Origin of the sequence: Mycobacterium sp. TY814 (genome assembly GCF_030755175.1) — a bacterium.
GTDB lineage: Bacteria > Actinomycetota > Actinomycetes > Mycobacteriales > Mycobacteriaceae > Mycobacterium.
The window spans coordinates 520612-538197 of record NZ_JAUFRY010000002.1 but is presented as its reverse complement, the minus strand read 5'-3'; the positions used below and the strand labels follow the sequence as shown (position 1 = coordinate 538197).

General features: G+C 68.3%; 5 protein-coding genes. 4 read left to right on the top strand and 1 reads right to left on the bottom strand.

Features of this window, described 5'->3' with window-relative positions:
- The first annotated feature begins 1 nt into the window (after window position 1).
- The gene (locus QXH22_RS16095) at window positions 2-424 is read left to right on the top strand and encodes a PPOX class F420-dependent oxidoreductase (RefSeq protein WP_306276287.1); all 423 of its coding nucleotides are present in this window, start codon (window positions 2-4) and stop codon (window positions 422-424) included.
- Here the strand turns inward: QXH22_RS16095 and QXH22_RS16090 are convergent.
- Window positions 421-11469, bottom strand: coding sequence for an SDR family NAD(P)-dependent oxidoreductase (locus QXH22_RS16090; RefSeq protein ID WP_306276286.1), 11049 nt, complete (start codon window positions 11467-11469; stop codon window positions 421-423). The genes QXH22_RS16095 and QXH22_RS16090 overlap by 4 nt on opposite strands.
- A gap of 305 nt (window positions 11470-11774) precedes the next feature.
- On the opposite strand from QXH22_RS16090, the gene QXH22_RS16085 reads away from it, so the two are divergent.
- From QXH22_RS16085 to pe, 3 genes are all read left to right on the top strand, one after another.
- Window positions 11775-13196, top strand: coding sequence for a condensation domain-containing protein (locus QXH22_RS16085; RefSeq protein ID WP_306244566.1), 1422 nt, complete (start codon window positions 11775-11777; stop codon window positions 13194-13196).
- Window positions 13197-13358: 162 nt separating this feature from the next.
- Window positions 13359-16358: an RND family transporter gene (locus QXH22_RS16080; protein WP_306276285.1), complete on the top strand. Its 3000-nt coding sequence runs from the start codon at window positions 13359-13361 to the stop codon at window positions 16356-16358.
- Between the two features lie 83 nt (window positions 16359-16441).
- Complete coding sequence (gene pe / locus QXH22_RS16075) at window positions 16442-17542, top strand: acyltransferase PE (RefSeq protein ID WP_306244570.1); 1101 nt, start codon at window positions 16442-16444, stop codon at window positions 17540-17542.
- Window positions 17543-17586: the final 44 nt, after the last annotated feature.

Genomic DNA, 17586 nt, shown 5'->3' with positions numbered 1-17586 from the left:
GATGACCGAACTGTCCGCGCGGGTCGTCGAGTTCCTGTCGGCGGGCACCCGCACCGGCATGCTCGGATTCGTCGCCTCGGACGGCCGGCCCCTGGTGGCGCCGGTCTGGTTCGTCGTCGACGGCGACGAGCTGGTGTTCACCACCCATCGTGAGACACCCAAAGGCCGCGCCCTGCACCGGGATCCGCGGACCGTCATCTGCGTCGACGATCCGCACCCGCCCTACTCGTTCGTGCAGGTTCAGGGCGTGGCGACGGTGAGCGATGACCCACAGGAGTTGCTGGCCGTCGCCACCCGCACCGGCGCCCGGTACATGGGCGCCGAGCGGGCGGAGGAATACGGCCGCCGCAACGCGGTTCCCGGCGAACTGGTGGTGCGGGTGCGTCCCACCAAGGTCGTGGCGGGTTTCGACATCAGCAACTAACCGTCGGCGGGCTCGGCAGCCTCCGCCTGCTCGGAGGCCGGCTCCGGGGCATCGGCGGCTTCCGCCTGCTCGGAGGCCGGCTCCGGGGCATCGGCGGCTTCCACCTGTGCGGGGGCCGGCGCCGGGTCTGACCCGGCCATGATCTCCGGTAGCTGCTCGGCCAGGTACTCGGCGAGCGACCTGATCGTCGGGTAGTCGAAGACCGCGGTAGCGCTGATCGTCAGCTTGCCGCCGAACTGCCCGAGCAACCGGTTGCGGAGCTCGACCGCCATCAGCGAGTCGGTGCCCAGGTCCAGGAACCGGCTGGTGGCCGCGGGTGGCTGGGCCAGCCGAAGGAAGCTCTGCACCTCCTGCTGCAGGTACTCGGTCAGGAAGTCGGCCCGCTGCGATTCCGGTATCTCCTGCAACTGGCGCAGCAGCTCGCTGTCGCCCTGGGTGGCCGCGACTGCACTGGGCAGCACGTAGTCGAGTATCGGCGGACGGGACCCGCCGAGCACCTTTGCCGTGCGCTGCCAGTTGGCCTTGATCACGGTCGCCTGCCCGGTCCCCTCGGCGAAGAGCTCGCCGAGGGCACTCAGCGCGGCCGTGGGGTCCAGCGGAATCAGGCCCTGCGCGCCGAGATTGACGCGCGCGGCGTGCGATGCGGCCATGCCGCCCTTCGCCCACGGCCCCCAGTTGACGCTGGTCGCGGTCAGGCCCTGCGCATTGCGGTCGGCGGCAAGGCCGTCCAGCAGCGCGTTGGACGCCGCATAGTTGGCCTGCCCCGGAGAACCGAGAACGCTGGAGATCGACGAGTACATGATGAAGAAGTCCAGGTCGTCGTTCATGGTCAACCGGTGCAGGTGCCACGCGGCAAAAGCCTTGGGCGCCAACGTAGTCCGGATTCGCTCATGACTCTGCTGAGGCAGCAGGGCGTCATCGAGCAGACCCGCCAGATGTGCCACGCCGGCCAGCGGCGGCAATTCGGCGCGGATCCGCTCCAGCAGTTCCGCGACCTGTGACTCGTCACCGACGTCGGCACCGAAGATGTGGATCCGGCACCGGTAGCGCTCGGTGATGGCGTCGATCGCCTGCTGCGCCTCCGTGTCGGGCAGATGCCGGCTGGTCAGCACGATGTCGCCGGCTCCCAGCTGAGCGAGATAGGAGGCGGTGTGCAGACCCAGCGCACCCAGACCGCCGGTGACCAGGTAGGTCCGATCACCGCGTGGGGCAAGCGGACTGGGCATCTGCAGCACGATCTTGCCGATGTGCCGCGCCTGCTGCATGCGACGGAACGCCGTCTTGGCTTCGGTCAGCGGATAGATCTCGGCGTGCAGCGGTTCCCACTCCCCGCTGCCCAGCCCGTCGGACACCTCGCACAGCAGCCGGTGGATGTGCTCCGGGTCCGCCATGATGGTCCCGTCCAGCGCCACGATCTCGTAGTCGATGTCAGGTCGCACCGCCGCCATCTGCTCGGGTGTCCAGATGTCGCGCTTGGCGATCTCGGCGAACCGGCCGTTCTGGGCCGTTGCCCGCACGGTCGCCTCGAGGAACCCCTCATTGGTCAGGCTGTTGAGCACGACGTCAACGCCGGCGCCGTCCGTGTCGGCCAGAATCTGGTCCGCGAATTCCGTTGTCCGCGAGTCGTACACGTGCTCGACACCAAGCTCGCGCAGCATCGCGCGCTTATAGGTGCTGGCGGTGGCGAACACCGTCGCACCGCACTGGCGCGCCATCTGCACCGCGGCCAGGCCGACGCCGCCGCTGGCGGCGTGCACCAGCACCCGGTCCCCGGGGCGCAGCTTGGCCCAGTCGAAGGCCAGGCGGGCTGTCAGCGCCGCCGCCGGTATGCTCGCCGCGGCGATCGCACCCAGGCCCTTGGGCACCGGGGCCACCAGCTGCGCCGGCACGTTGACCCGGCTGGCGAACGCGCCCTGCATGAAGCCGAAGACGCGCTGGCCGACCTCGACTCCGGTGACGCCCTCACCCAATTCGGTGACGATGCCGGAGAAGTCGCCGCCGATCGGCCCCGGATCGCCGGGATAGAGACCCAGCACGTTGAGCACGTCCCGGAAGTTCAGACCGGCCGCCTCCACCCGGACCTGCACCTGGCCGGCAGCCGGAGTGGTGACCTCCACCTCGGCCAGGCGGAGGTTGTCGATGGCACCGCGTTCGGTCGGCGCCAGGACGTAGTCGGTCCCGCGTGGCACCGAGAGATGCCCGCCGCGCGCCCACGGCAGCAACCGCGATACCAGGAATTTCCCTTGCCGCAGAGCGAGTTCGGGTTCGCTGGCGGGTGCGGCCAGCAGTCTGGCGAGCCACCGTACGGCGTCCTCGGACCCGTCGTGGTCAACCAGCCGGCAGCGCAACTGCGGCTGCTCGGCGATGACGGTGCGCCCCAGCCCCCACAACGCCGCCTGCACCGGGTCGACCGGCTCGCCGGGTTCGGTTGCCACCGCCCGCTCGGTGACGACCCACAGTCCGCCAGGCAGTTTCAGGTCCTGCTGGCCCAGCGCCGTGCGCACCAGAGTCAGCAGCCGGTCGAGTTCACCTTCCAGCCGTCCGGCGAACTCCGCACTGGACTCCTCGGCACGCGGTCGCCGGCCACTGCGCCAGACGATGCCGGAGACCGGCGCACCACGCTCCTGGGCCTGCGCGAACAGCTGCAGCCAGTGCTCCGCGTCGACAGTGCCGTCGGCGCGCACGCTGTCCGGTATGACGGCCGCAAGCTCGTCGAATCCGGCGATCAACCAGGTGTCGGCATTCTCGGCCGCTCCGCCCTCGGCATCCGACGCCGGCGGCGGCACCTCGTTCCAGCCGAGGGTGTAGAGCAGACGGGTGGCGTCGCCGCCGAGCCCGCGCAGCAACGCCTCGCGCGGTGCACGCTTCACGGTGAATTCGCGAATGCCGCCCAGCAGGCGCCCATCCCGGTCCACGAAATCGAGGTCGAAGACCTGCGTCTCGCTGTCCAGACCGCCTGCCTGCCAGCGTGCGCGGCAGTAGAACCGCCGTGGCATCCGCTCGCTCAGCATCACCCGGCCGTACCGCAGCGGCAGGAACAGGTCCGCGACGCCGTGCTCGGCGGCCAGCAGCGCCGGGAACGCGGGGAAGGCGACCCCGGTGCACAGGTCCAGCAGCACCGGGTGAATCGGCTCGCTGCCGAGTTGCTCGGCCAGTTCCTCGCCGATGGCGACATCGCCGATGGCCTCGCCGTCGCCGACCCACAGCGCCTTGAGAGATGTGGACCACGTTGGGCCCCAAGCCAACTCCATGTCGGCGAAGGTGTCGAACAATTGCTGGGTCTGGGTGCGGCTCAACCGCTCGGTCGCCGCCTCGATGGAATCCGCCGCCTCGGTTGCCGGCTCGTCCTCGACACCGCTCAGGACGGTGCCGTCGGCGTTCAGCGCCCACTCCGACTCGCGGACGCCATAGGGGCGACTGTGTACCCGGAACGTCCAGCCGCCGCCGTCCTCGAGCGGGTGCAGGGTCAGCTGAACCTCACGAGAGCTCTTGTCGGGCAGGATGATCGGCTCATAGAAGAAGACGTCCCGCACGTGCGCCGGAGTGCCGACGGCGGCCAGGGCCATCGCCGCGTAGGTCGCGCCGGGCACCACCACCGTGCCGTAGATGACGTGATCGGACAGCCAGGGTTGCGTCTTGACCGAGAGCCGACTGGTGTAGACGGCGTCGCCGGACGCGAGATCCTTTGCACTGCCCAGAATTCCCGACACCACCGCGCCGTCGCCAGGGGTGACGCCGGAACTCTTGGGCCAGAAGTGGCGGCGCTGGAAGGGATAGGTGGGCAACTCGAGCCGGTGCCCCGGCCGCCGGTAACGGGCGGCGAAGTCCGGCCGATGCCCGGCGACGTACGCAGACGCCAGGGCTTCGGAGATCTGCCGGCGGGCATCGGCGCCCTTGCGCAGCGAGACGATGGCGCGCGGCGGCGCCGCATGTTCCGGCCAGACCTGCACCGCGGCCGCGGTGAGAACCGGTTGCGGGCCGATCTCCATCAGCACCGTGCATCCCAGTGCCGCCACCGTGCGCACGCTGTCGGCGAACTGTACGGGCTGACGCGAGTGGCGGCGCCAATACTGGCCGTTGAGCGGGGTTTCCGCGGTGAGGACCGTGCCGGTGCGGTTGCAGACCAGCGGCAGCGTCGGCACAGTGAACTCCAGCCCCGCCGCGTACGCCTCGAACTCGTCGAGCACCGGGTCCAGCAACGCCGAATGGAAGGCGTGGCTGGTGTCCAGCCAGGTGCACCGAATGCCTTCTTCGTTGAACGTGGCGACGAGCTGTTCGAGATCCGCACCGGGACCTGACAACACGGTGTTGGGGCCGTTGTACGCGGCGACCGACACCTGCGCGGACCCGCTGGCGACCTCCTCCACGTGGCGCGCGTCGGCGAAGATCGCCACCATCCGCCCGCCCTCGGGCAGGCTGCCGAACAGCCGGCCCCGTTCGGCCATCAGCCGCGCCCCGTCCTCGAGGCTGAACACTCCGGCCACACACGCCGCCGCATACTGGCCCACGCTGTGCCCGAGGACCACGTCGGGCTCGATGCCCCAGGACTGCCACAGCCGAGCCAGGCCCATCTCGATCGCGAACAGGGCCGGCTGGGCAAAGGAGGTGTGCCGCAACGTTTCCGCAATTTCGCGATCGCTGGCGAACAACACCTCCAGCAAGGGGCGCGGCAGCATGCCGTCGATCGCGTCCGCGCAGCGTTGCACAGTTTCGGCGAACAACGGCTCGGTGTCGAAAAGCTCGCGGGCCATGCCCGGGTACTGGCTGCCCTGGCCGGTGAACAACCACGCGGTGGTCGGCGGGTCGCCGCACACGCCACGCAATACGCCGGGGCGCAGCCTATTTGCGGCAAGGTCTTCCAACAGGTCGCGCGTCCCCGGTACCGGCGCTGTACCGGAATCCAGCACCAGCGCACCCCGGTGTTCGAAATGCGAACGGCCGACACCGGCGGTGTAGCAGACGTCGCTGATGTCGACGTCCGGGTGAGCGTCCAGCCAGGAGGCGTATCGCTGCGCCATTGAGACCAGAGCCTGCTCGGAGCGCGCGGACAACGGCAGCACATGCACCGGGCCGTCCGCGACCTCGGCGGACGCGTCCGCCGGCGCCGGCGGGGCCTCCTCGATGAGGACGTGCGCGTTGGTGCCCGTGAACCCGAAGGAGCTGACACCGGCGCGGCGCGGCCGGCCGTTGCCGTGCCACGGGGTCGGCTGATCGACGACGCGGACCGGGAGCGAACTCCACGGGATATGCGGCGAGGGGTTCTCGAAATGCAGGTTGCGAGGCAGCACTTCGTGCTGCAGGGACAGCACGATCTTGATCAGACCCGCGACCCCGGCGGCCGACTCCAGGTGGCCGATGTTGGTTTTCACCGAACCCATCAGCAGCGGGTGGTTCGGGTCGCGCCCCGCGCCGTAGGCCGCCGCGGCGGCCTGCACTTCGATCGGGTCACCGAGCGACGTGCCGGTGCCGTGCGCCTCGAGGTAATCGACGTCGGTGCCGGCCACCTGGGCCCGCGCCAGAGTCGCGGCGATAAGCCGTTGCTGCGCACCACCGTTGGGCACCGTCAGGCCACTGGACGCGCCGTCCTGGTTGACCGCGCTGCCCCGGATCACCGCCTGGACCCGATCGCCGTCACGCACCGCGTCGCTGAGCCGCTTGAGCACCAGGATGCCGCAGCCTTCACTGCGCACGTAGCCGTCGGCGGCGGCGTCGAACGTCTTGCACCGGCCGTCCGGGGACAGCATCCGGGCGCGGGAGGCCGCGATGAGGGACGCCGGGCTCAGCAACACGTTGACCCCGCCGGCCAGCACCAGATCGCAGTCCCCGGAGCGCAGCGCCCCGCAGGCCTCGTGCACAGCCACCAGCGACGAGCTGCAGGCGGTATCCACCGCCACGGCCGGCCCCTCCAGCCCGAGCGCGAAGGCAACCCGGCCGGCGATGGCGTTGAGCGCGTTGCCGGTGATGAAGTGGGCTTCGATGCTGTCGACGGACTCGGCCGTCAACAGGTGTGAATACTCGTTGGCCGCCACCCCGACGAAGATGCCGCTTCGGCTGCCGCGCAACGACGCCGGCGAATAGCCGGCACGTTCCAGGCCCTCCCAGGCGATTTCGAGCATCAACCGCTGCTGCGGGTCCATCCACACGGCTTCGCGCGGCGAGATGCCGAAGAATTCGGGATCGAATCCGTCGATCCCCTCGAGGTAGCCCCCGCAGCGGCTGTAGATCTTGCCCGGCGTCTCTGGATCCGGGTCGTAGTACTCGTCGACGTCGAAGCGGTCATCCGGAATCTCGCGGATCGCATCGACCCCGTTGGCCAGCAGCTCCCAGTACGCCTCCGGATCGTTGGCGCCCGGGAAGCGGCAGGCCACCGCGACGATCGCGATCGGCTCGTCCACGGCGCTGGCGGTCGCCGAAGTCGCCACGGGTGTAACGGTTTTCGCCGTCGCCGGAGCATTCAGCCGCAGCACGTCGGTAAGCAGATAATCCGCCACGTCGACCAGACGTGGGTAGTCCATCGCCAGCGTCGCCGGCAGCGATTTGCCCACGCCGTGCTCGACCCGGCGCCGCAATTCGACGGCCATCAGGGAATCCATGCCGAGGTCGAAGAACCCGGCCTCGTCCCGAATCTCCGCGGCATCGACCCGCGTGACCTCCGCGACGACGTCGCGCAGGTAGTCCACGACCAGCTTCTTGCGCTGTTGCACCGGGGCCACCGTGAGCTGCTCGACCAGCCGCGTGGTCCCGGAGGCCGTCACCTCCGGCTCGGTCTCGGGCAACTCCCGCGCGAGCTCGGCCAGGAATGGCCGCTTGCCGGTCTGCTGGTAGATCGGCAGGAAGCGCGCCCAGTCGATACGGGCGACCACTCCCTGGGCCGAGTGCGTGACGATGAGCTCGGCCATGCCGGCCAGTGCGTCGCCCGGCGCCAGGGTGACCACGCCGCGCTTCTTCAGCTGGGCGCGGGCCTCCTCGTCGGCCATGCCTGCCGACCAGGGACCGAAGTTGGCGCTGAGATAGTTCTGCGCGTGGTTCCGCCAGGCCAAGCCGTCGAGGAACGCGTTGGCCGCACTGTAGGCCGTCTGGCCGAAGCTGCCCCACACCGAGGCGATCGAGGAGGTGCTGAGGAAGAAGTCCAGCCGCATGTCCGCGGTAGCTTCACTTAAATTCCATGCGCCCCAGACTTTTCCGGCGAACACACGATCAACCTCGGCGTCGTCCAGGCTACGCAGTGGGGTGGTCCCGATCTCGCCCGCGGCGTGCACGATACCGGCCAGCGGCGGCATCTCGGCGTGCACCATGGCGATCAGACGATCGACGTCGTGCGGGTTGGCGACGTCGGCCGCCGCGATCCGGAATTCGCAACCGGTCTGCTGTTGTAGCGCGTCGATGCGCTGCCGGGTGTCGTCCTTCGGCGCCCGCCGGCCGGTCAGGACCAGGTGCCGGGCGCCGTGTGCGGCCAGATAGCCGGCGATTTCCAGGCCGACTGCGCCCAGCCCACCCGTCACCACGTAGGTCGCATCGGCGCGAAGCGCCAGCGGTGTTGCGGGCGGTGCGCCGGCACGCCGCGCCAGGCGCGGGACGTATACCGCTTGATCGCGCAGCGCCACCTGGTCTTCGGTCCCGCCCGCGGCGGCGTCGACCAGCCGCGACCATTCGTCCGCGCTGCCCGAGGACAGATCCGCCAGCCCGCCCCACACCTGCGGGTGTTCCAGCGATGCGGCCCGGCCGAAACCCCACAGGCTGGTCTGCACCGGCGACACCGCGTCGGTGTCGGTAACCCGTTGCGCGCCGGAGGTCACCAGCCAGATCGGGTGGCGGACTTCGGCGGCCGCCGCGGCGCGGAAGAGACGCCGCGCTCCGCCCAGTACCCGGTGCTGCATCCGCAGCAACGACCGCATCGAGGGCGCGGTGTCCGTTTCGATGGCCGAGAGCACCAGGATGCGCAGCGCAGCCCCGTCGGCGGCCGCCTCGCGCAGCAGCTCTTCGAGTCGTTCTTCGTCGGCGTCGGACCCCGGTAACCCCAGAACGCGGTGCTGATGCCCGCGCGCGGCCAGCACGTCCACCAGCGGCCGCACCGCCTCCGCGTCGTCGGCGATGAGCAGCCAGGACGCATCCGCGCCGGCCGCCGGCACAACCCGCTTCTCCCAACGGATCTCGTACCGGTCCCCGGCGATGGACTGAGTCTCACGCTGCTGATTGTGTTGCGCCGCAAGCCTTGTCAGCACATCCACGGTCTGCTGGTTGCCACCCACCCCGTCCAGTAACGCGGCGAGTTCGTCAATCCGGCCGTCCTCGAGAAGCCGGACGGCTTCGGTGCGCAGGCCCGCCGACCGGTCGGTCTTGACGGTCGGCTGAGCTCGGTTGTCCCGGAACCAGTACTGGCGGTGCTGGAACGGGTACGTGGGCAAATCCAGCTTGCGCCGCGGTCCCTGCTGCAGCGCGCCGAATCGGGGCAGGTGCCCGGCGACGTAGGCGTCGGCGACGGCTTCGGTGAGCTGACGGCGCTCGTCGCCGTTGCGGCGCATCGACGCGATCGCGCGCGGCGCGGTCGACGGGTCCGGCCAGGCCCGCAACGCTGCCGCGGTCAACACCGGTTGCGGACCGACTTCCAGCAGCAGCTTGCAGCCGAGGTCGGCCAGGGTGGCGACACTCTTGGCGAACTCCACCGGCTGGCGGGCATGCCGGCGCCAGTACAGGCCGTCCAGTTTCACCTGCCGGCCCAGCGCCGCCCCCGTCCGGTTGCAGACCAGAATCCGTTGCGGCGAACGGAATTCGAACCGGTTGGCATAAGCCTCGAATTCGTCGAGGGCCGGATCCAACAGTGCCGAGTGGAACGCGTGGCTGGTGTCCAGCCATTCGCAGCGCACGCCGTCGGCCTGCAGCCGGGCCACCGCCCGGCCCAGCTCCTCACCCGGCCCGGACAGCACGGTGTTGGCGCCGTTGTAGGCGGCCACCGACAGACGTGGGAACTCTTCGGTGAGGCTTTCCACCCGCTCGCTGTCGGCGAACACCGCCGCCATCCGCCCGCCGGACGGCAGCGCTCCGAACAAGCGGCCCCGCTCGGCCAGCAACAACGCCCCGTCCTCGAGGCTGACCATGCCGGCCACACAGGCCGCCGAGTACTGACCGACGCTGTGCCCCAGCACCACGTCGGGTTCAAAACCCCAGGACTGCCAGAGCCTGGCCAGGCCCATCTCCACGGCGAACAACGCAGGCTGGGCGTATGCGGTCTGGCGCAACATGTCCTGGCCGTCCGGGCTGTCCGTCTCGAAAATGACGTCCAGCAACGGCCTTTCGAGCACATCGGCCACCACGGTCGCGCACCGCGTCAGCGTGTCGGCGAAAATCGGCTCGCTGTCGAACAATTCGCGGGCCATGCCGGGGAACTGGCTGCCCTGCCCGGGGAACAGCCACGCGGTCTTCGGCGGGTCGGCGCACTCACCGCGCACCAGTCCCGGCGCCGGGCGGTCGTCGGCAAGCGCAGCGAGCAACTCCCGGGCCGATTCCGTCGAATTGGCCACCAGCGCGGCGCGGTACTCGAAATGGGCTCGCTGCACGCCGGCCGAGAAGCTCACGTCGGCCAGTGCGGCCTCGGGGTGCTCGCTCAGCCAGCCGCGATACTGCTCGGCGAGCTGGATCAACGCTGTGGGGGTTCGCGCCGACAGCGGCAGCACGCTGAACCCTTGCGGCGCCGAATCGGGTGCGGCCTCGGCCTGAACCGGGCCCGCGGGTGCTTCCTCGAGGATGACGTGCGCGTTGGTGCCGGAGAAACCGAACGAACTGACACCGGCCAGACGCCGGCGGCCGTTGCGTTCCCAGGGGGTGGCCTCCTTGACGACCCGCACCGCCAGCCGGTCCCAGGGAATGTGGGGCGACGGGTCCCGGAAGTTCAGGTGGGGCGGCAACAGCTCGTGTTCCAGCGACAGGACGACCTTCATGATGCCGGCGATCCCGGCGGCGGCCTCCAGATGCCCGATATTGGTCTTGGCCGACCCGATCAGCAGGGGTGCCGCGCCCTCGCGTCCGGCCCCGAGCACGGCCCCGGCGGCCTGGACTTCGATCGGGTCGCCCAGCGACGTCCCGGTCCCGTGCGCCTCCAGATACCCGACGTCGGCCGGCGCGACGCCGGCCCGCTGCAGCGCCTCAGCGATGACCCGTTGCTGCGCAACACCGTTGGGCACGGTCAGACCGCCGGAGGCACCGTCCTGGTTGACCGCGCTGCCGCGGATGACGGCGCGGATCCGGTCGCCGTCGCGGATCGCGTCGGCAAGCCGCTTGACGACGATGACACCGCATCCCTCACCGCGCACGTAGCCGTCCGCGGCGGCATCGAAGGTCTTGCACCGGCCGTCCGGCGCCAGCATGTGCGCATGCGAGAAGGTGATCATGGTCGCCGGGCTCAGCAGCACGTTGGCACCACCGGCCAGCGCGAGATCGCACTCACCCAGCCGCAGCGCCTGGCATGCCTGATGGATCGCCACCAGCGACGAGCTGCACGCCGTATCCACCGTGACCGCCGGTCCCTGCAAACCCAGCCGGTAACTGATGCGGCCCGCCGCCGCGGCCGCCGCCGTCCCGATCGCCATGTAGGCCTCGATCTCGGGATAGTCCAGTTCGTCGGAGGCCATGCCCAGGTAATCGTGGGTGGAGAGGCCGATGAAAACCCCGGTGTTGGTGTTCGCCAGGGACGTCGGCGCGGTACCCGAATGCTCCACCGCACGCCACGCCGTCTCCAGCAGCAGTCGGTGTTGCGGGTCCATCAACCTGACCTCGCGTGCCGACAGCCCGAAGAAGGGAGCGTCGAAGCCGGTGACATCGTCGATGAAGCCCGCGCGCCGGGTCACCACCTTCCCGGGCGCATCGGGGTCCGGGTCGTAGAACTCGTCGGCGTCCCACCGCTCCGGTGGCACCTCCGAGACGGCGTCACGCCCCTCGCGCAACAGGTCCCAGAACTCGGCTGCATCGCCGGCGCCCGGGAAGCGGGCCGCGTAGCCGACTATCGCAAACCCGGCTGGCGGCGCCGTCACCTCTGCATCGGCGGTTGCCATGCACTGTCCTCTCTAGCTTGGCCGGTGGAGACTGGTTTCCCTCTGTGCCACGGCCCGGTCGAGCAGCAGACGGATCTCCCCCACCGCGATTATTACAAGCAGGAATGCGCCTCGCGCCGACATCGGGAAATTACCAGGTGGCGCGGCCGTCGTGCGCTCGGGTACCAGCCTTTACCATAGCCGGTGGCCGAATGCGAGTCGCCGCTCGCATTCCGACGTGGCCGGTACCGTGATTGCCGAAGCGGTTATCGTGTTATCGGCGCCGACCGCTGCCAGCGAAAGGTGGCGCGACCCGGGAGGAAGATTTGCAAATCGGGAAAATCACCATCGGCTCACTCGAGGATTGGACGGTACGCCCCGGCACCTTAATTTCCTGGCATCCGACCCAGGCCGCGAGGGAAAAGGCACGTTTGGCACCGGTCAGTTCGGTGCCGGTGAGTTATATGCAGGGCCAGCATCTGCAGAATTACCGCCAGAGAAAAGATGCCGGTCTCGACTTTTCGCGACTGCTCATCGCCACTTGTGAGGCGCCCGGACATTGCGATATTGCGATCATGAACCAGGCGCTCAATACATATCTGCGCCGGCATGACACGTACCGCAGCTGGTTCGAGTTCGACGATAACGGCGACATCGTCAGGCATACGATGACGGATTCAGCTCACATCGAATTCATACCCGTCGATCACGGCGAGTTGACCGTCGAACAGATACACGACCACGTGGTGGCGACACCGGACCCGCTGCAGTGGGGCTGCTTCTCGTTCGGAATCATCCAGAGCGACGATCACTTCACGTTCTACGCAAGCATCGACCATGTGCACGGCGATGCGACGCTGATCGGCATCACGATGCTGGAATCCAACGCCGTGTACGCATCCATGGTGGGCGGCAACGAGGGCCTGGCGCTGCCCGACACCGGCAGCTACGACGATTATTGCGTCCGGGAGCGCGAGCGCACCTCGGAGTTGGGCCTGGATTCGCCACAGGTCCGTAAATGGATCGATTTCGCCGAGAACAACAATGGCAGCCTTCCCGAATTCCCCCTTCCGCTGGGAAACCCGCTGGAGCTGACCAACAGCGACATGGTCACCGAGAACCTGATGGACGCCGAACAGACCGCCCGATTCGAATCCGCCTGCACGGCGGCCGGGGCGCGCTTCGTCGGCGGCCTTTTCGCCTGCATGGCACTGGTGGACCACGAGTTCACCGGGGCATCCACTTATTACGCGCTGACTCCCCGGGACTCCCGCAAGAGCGACGAGAATTTCATGACCCAGGGCTGGTTTACCGGCCTGGTACCCATCATCATTCCCATCGCCGCGGCGTCGTTCGCAGAAGCCGCGTGGTCGGCACAGGAATCGTTCGATTCGAGCCTGGACATGGCAAAGGTGCCGTATTACCGGGTGCTGGAAATTGCCCCGTGGCTGGAATGGCCGCGGCCAAATTTTCCGGTAACCAATTTTCTGCACGGGGGCGCGGCTCCACTGAATGCCGTGATCGCCGCTGCGGAAATGAGTGCCGCGAAGAGCATCGGAATCTATTCGGACCGGCGATATTCCTATCAATTGACCATTTACATATTCCGGTATGAGCAGGGCACCGCCATGGCGGTCATGTTCCCCGACAATCCCATCGCGCAGAAATCAGTCGCCCGATATGTCGAGGCGATGAAATCCGTCTGCACGCGGGTCGCCGATAGCGGGCATTGGGGACGCGTCACGTAGTCTGGGAGGACTTGGGAGATCTTCGGAGGCTGCGGATTTCTATGGTCGCCGTTCGGCGAAAATGCCCAAAGTCGCGGCGGGGGCGACACACAATATGAACGGCCGGATGGCAACGGCGGTAGCCTGCGGGCGCGGAACGCGAGAACCTGAGGTGGGGACAATTTGCGACGATTAGCCGATTTTGCGGTGCGCTGGCCCTGGGCCGTAATCGGGCTCTGGGTGGCGCTGGCGGTCGCACTGCCGCTCACGTTGCCGTCGCTGAGCGACATGGCCGAAAAGCACCCGCTCGCCATCCTGCCCAGCGATGCGCCCTCCGCCGTCACCGCACGGAAGATGACCGAGGCGTTCCACGAGTCGGGCAACGAGGACCTGCTGCTGGTGGTCCTCACCAACGAGAAGGGCCTCGGGCCCGCCGACGAAGTCACCTACCGCAAGCTGGTGGCCGCGCTGCGGGCGGACACCCGCAACGTCGTCATGTTGCAGGACTTTGTCAGTACGCCCCCGCTGCGTTCGGTGCTGACCAGCAAGGACCGCAAGGCCTGGGTGCTGCCGGTCGGCCTCGCCGGCGAACTGGGCACTCCCCGCTCCTACGCGGCCTTCACGCAGGTCACCGGTGTGGTCAAACAGAACCTCGCCGGCACGTCACTGACCGCGAACCTGACCGGTCCGGCCGCCACGGTCGCCGACCTGACGGTGGCGGGTGAGAAGGATCGACTGCCGATCGAGCTCGCGATCGCTGTTCTGGTGCTCGTCGTGTTGCTGTTGGTCTACCGAAACCCGGTGACCATGCTGCTGCCGCTGATTGCCATCGGCATCTCGATGGTGATCGCTCAGGCCGTGGTCGGCGGAGTCTCGCAGGCGAGCGGGCTGGGGGTGTCCAACCAGTCGATCGTCTTCCTGAGCGCCATGATCGCCGGGGCGGGAACCGATTATGCGGTGTTTCTCATCAGCCGCTATCACGACTATCTGCGGCGCGGCGCGGATTTCGACGACGCCGTGCGGGGGGCGCTGCTTTCCATCGGAAAGGTGATCGCCGCCTCCGCGGCCACGGTGGGGCTCACCTTCCTGGGCATCAGCTTCGCCCGGATGGGCGTCTTCTCCACGGTCGGGGTGTCCTCGGCGATCGGCGTCGGCGTCGCGTTCCTGGCAGCGGTCACGCTGCTGCCGGCGATCCTGGTCGTGGCGGGACCACGCGGCTGGGTCAAGCCCAGGCGCGAGCTGACCGCGGGGTTCTGGCGACGCTCCGGGATACGCATCGTGCGCCGGCCGAAGACCCACCTGGTCGCCAGCGTGCTGGTGTTGATCATCCTGGCCGGCTGCGCGGGCCTGGTGCGGTACAACTACGACGACCGCAAGGCCGTGCAGGCGTCGGCTCCCAGCTCGCTCGGCTACGCCGCGCTGGACCGGCACTTCTCGGTGAACCAGACCATTCCCGAATACATCCTGGTCCAGTCCCCGCACGACCTGCGCACCCCGCGGGCGCTGGCCGACCTGGAGCAGATGGCGGACCGGGTCAGCCAGCTGCCAAACATCGCCGCCGTCAGCGGCATCACCCGGCCCACCGGAGCGGTGCCGGAGGAGTTTCGGGCCACCTATCAGGCGGGCGCCATCGGCGCGCGGCTGGGCGAGGGCTCGGCGATGATCAGCGACCGCAACGATGACCTGAACCGGCTGGCCAAAGGCGCCGACACCCTGGCTGACAACCTCGGCGACGTCCGCGGCCAGGTCAGCCAGATGGTTTCGGGCATGCAGGGACTGCTCGACTCGTTCTCGTCGATGAAGAACCAGTACGGTGGCGACACTCTGGTCAGGGAGGTCTCCACCGCCGCCAAGCTGGTCAACAGCATCAATGCGCTCGGCAACTCCATGGGCCTGAACTTCACCGCCGTGCGAGACATGTTCGCCTGGGTGGCCCCGGTGCTGGTGGCGCTGCAGGGCAACCCGGTCTGCGACCTGAACACCTCGTGCAGCGCCACCCGTGCGCAATTCGAACGGCTGGTCGCCGCACGCGACGACGGCAGCCTCGACCAGATCAACGATCTGGCGCGCCAGATGGAAACCTTCCAGGACCGGCAAACCCTGAACGCGACGGTCGACCGCCTGCGCAACGCACTGACCAGCTTCAACAAAGCGGTGCATGCCATGGGCCTGGACCAGCCCGGTGGCCTGCAGGCCGGCCTGAACAATCTCCAGCGCGGTGCCGACCGGGCCGCGGGCGGAAGCCGGCAAGTGGCCGACGGGGTGGAACAGCTCGTCGGCCAGGTCAAAGAACTGGGCGCCGGTCTCGGTGAGGCGGCGGCATTCCTGCTGACTTTGAAAAACGAAGCCGCAGAACCGTCGATGGCCGGTTTCAACATTCCGGCACAGCTACTGCGTATGGACGAGTTCAAGAAGGCGGCCCGGCTTTTCATTTCGCCGGACGGACATTCGGTGCGCTACCTGGTGCAAACAAAACTCAACCCATTCAGCGCGGAAGCGATGGATCAGGTCAACGCCATCACTGACGCGGCGCGCAGCGCGCAACCGAACACCGCCCTGTCGGATGCCTCGATCTCGATGACGGGATATCCCGTCACGCTGCGCGACACCCGCGACTATTACCGGCACGACATTCGATTCATCATCGCCGTCACCCTGATCGTCGTATTGCTGACCTTGATGGCGCTGCTGCGTGCGGTTGTCGCGCCGCTGTATTTGGTTGGATCCGTAGTCGTTTCGTTCTTGTCCGCGGTGGGGATCGGTGTCCTGGTCTTTCAATTCCTGCTCGGCCAGCAATTGCACTGGTCGGTGCCACCATTGGCTTTCGTGGTGTTGGTCGCGGTGGGCGCCGACTACAACATGCTTTTCATCTCGCGAATGCGCGACGAGTCGCCAGGCAGCGTGCGGTACGGCGTGATCCGCGCCCTGGGCTCGACCGGCGGCGTGATCACCGCGGCCGGCCTGATCTTCGCGGCCTCGGTGGGCGGTCTGCTGTTCTCGAGCATCGGCACGGTGGTCCAGGGCGGTTTCGTGATCGGTGTCGGCATCCTGCTGGACACCTTCCTGGTCCGTACCATCACGGTGCCGGCCGTGGCCACCCTGATCGGACGGGCGAGCTGGTGGCCTTCACGACTGGGTAAGCGGCTGAACACGCGGCGGCCGCTGTCCGGACGCGCCGGGTGACGACCGAATTAGCGGGACCGCGTGCGGGTGTGCGAGACTCGCGGAACCGAGCCGATCAGGCCCCGATCAGGCCAGGAGTGGGGATGAAGAAGCTACTCGCGGGGGTTACCGCGCTGGGAATCGTCGCGGCCACAGGGTGTTTCGGCGGCCCGGCGGCCACCGCAGACGAGACGCCGGCCGATCCCCCACCAGGTGGTGGGACGGCGTATGCACTCGGTGGCGCGCACGTATTGGGCATCCCGTACGACGAGTACATCCGGCGCGAAGGTGCCGAGTGGTTTCCTGGGCTGCGGCGCCAGATCGTCGACTACCCCGCCGGCCAGGTACAGGGGCACGTGCTGGGACGACTTTTTCCGGGTATCGGTCAGCTCGATGAGATGTTTCCGGGCCTGGGCGCGGACGGACCGAGTGTCGGCGAATCGGTCGTCACCGGGGCGGACAACCTGGACGCGGCGATCCGCCAGGGCGGCCCGGGAACGGCCATCGGCCTGTCCGAGGGTGCGCTCGTACTCAACGCCCTGCAGGCCCGGCTCGCCACCGATCCGACCGCTCCGCCCCCCGATCAACTGACGTTCGCCACTTTCGGCGACCCGGTGGCGCGACATGCCTTCGGCCAGAGCTTTCTGACCGCCATGTTCCCCGTGGGCAGTGTGGTTCCCGCGCTCGACTATCCGGTACCGCCGCCCGTCGAAAGCCAGTACGACACCAAGATGTTCATCTCCGCCTATGACTCGATCGCCGACTTCCCCGACCGGCCGGACAACTGGATGTCGCTGGCCAACACGCTCGTGGGGCTCATGACCGGCCACACCGCGGTGGCGTTCACGAACCCGAGCATGGTGCCGCCGCAGAACATCCGGACGACGGTCAACTCCCGGGGCGCGACGACGACCACCTATCTGATCCCGGAACGGCATCTGCCGCTGGTGTTGCCGTTCCAGTACGCGGGCGTGCCCGAGCAGACGCTCAACGAGCTCGACGCGGTGCTGCTGCCGATGGTCAATGCCGGGTACACGCGCAACGACGATCCACTGACCGCTCCGGTCCAGGTGGACCCGGTGAACGGCTACGACCCGGCGGCCGTCACGGCGCCGGCCACCCAGGCCACCTTCGGTGGTGGGGCCGACCCGCTCTCCCAGATCCTGTCGGGCGCCATGTCCGTGCTGAACCGGGGTGCCCGGTAAAAGACGGGTGCGGCAATAATGGCTGCCGTCACAGCGAAGGAGCC

Bases quoted from the DNA above. Each gene is read 5' to 3' on its own strand.
- QXH22_RS16095 (WP_306276287.1), top strand. From the start codon at position 2: ATGACCGAACTGTCCGCGCGGGTCGTCGAGTTCCTGTCGGCGGGCACC.
- QXH22_RS16090 (WP_306276286.1), bottom strand. From the start codon at position 11,469: ATGGCAACCGCCGATGCAGAGGTGACGGCGCCGCCAGCCGGGTTTGCG.
- pe (WP_306244570.1), top strand. From the start codon at position 16,442: ATGAAGAAGCTACTCGCGGGGGTTACCGCGCTGGGAATCGTCGCGGCC.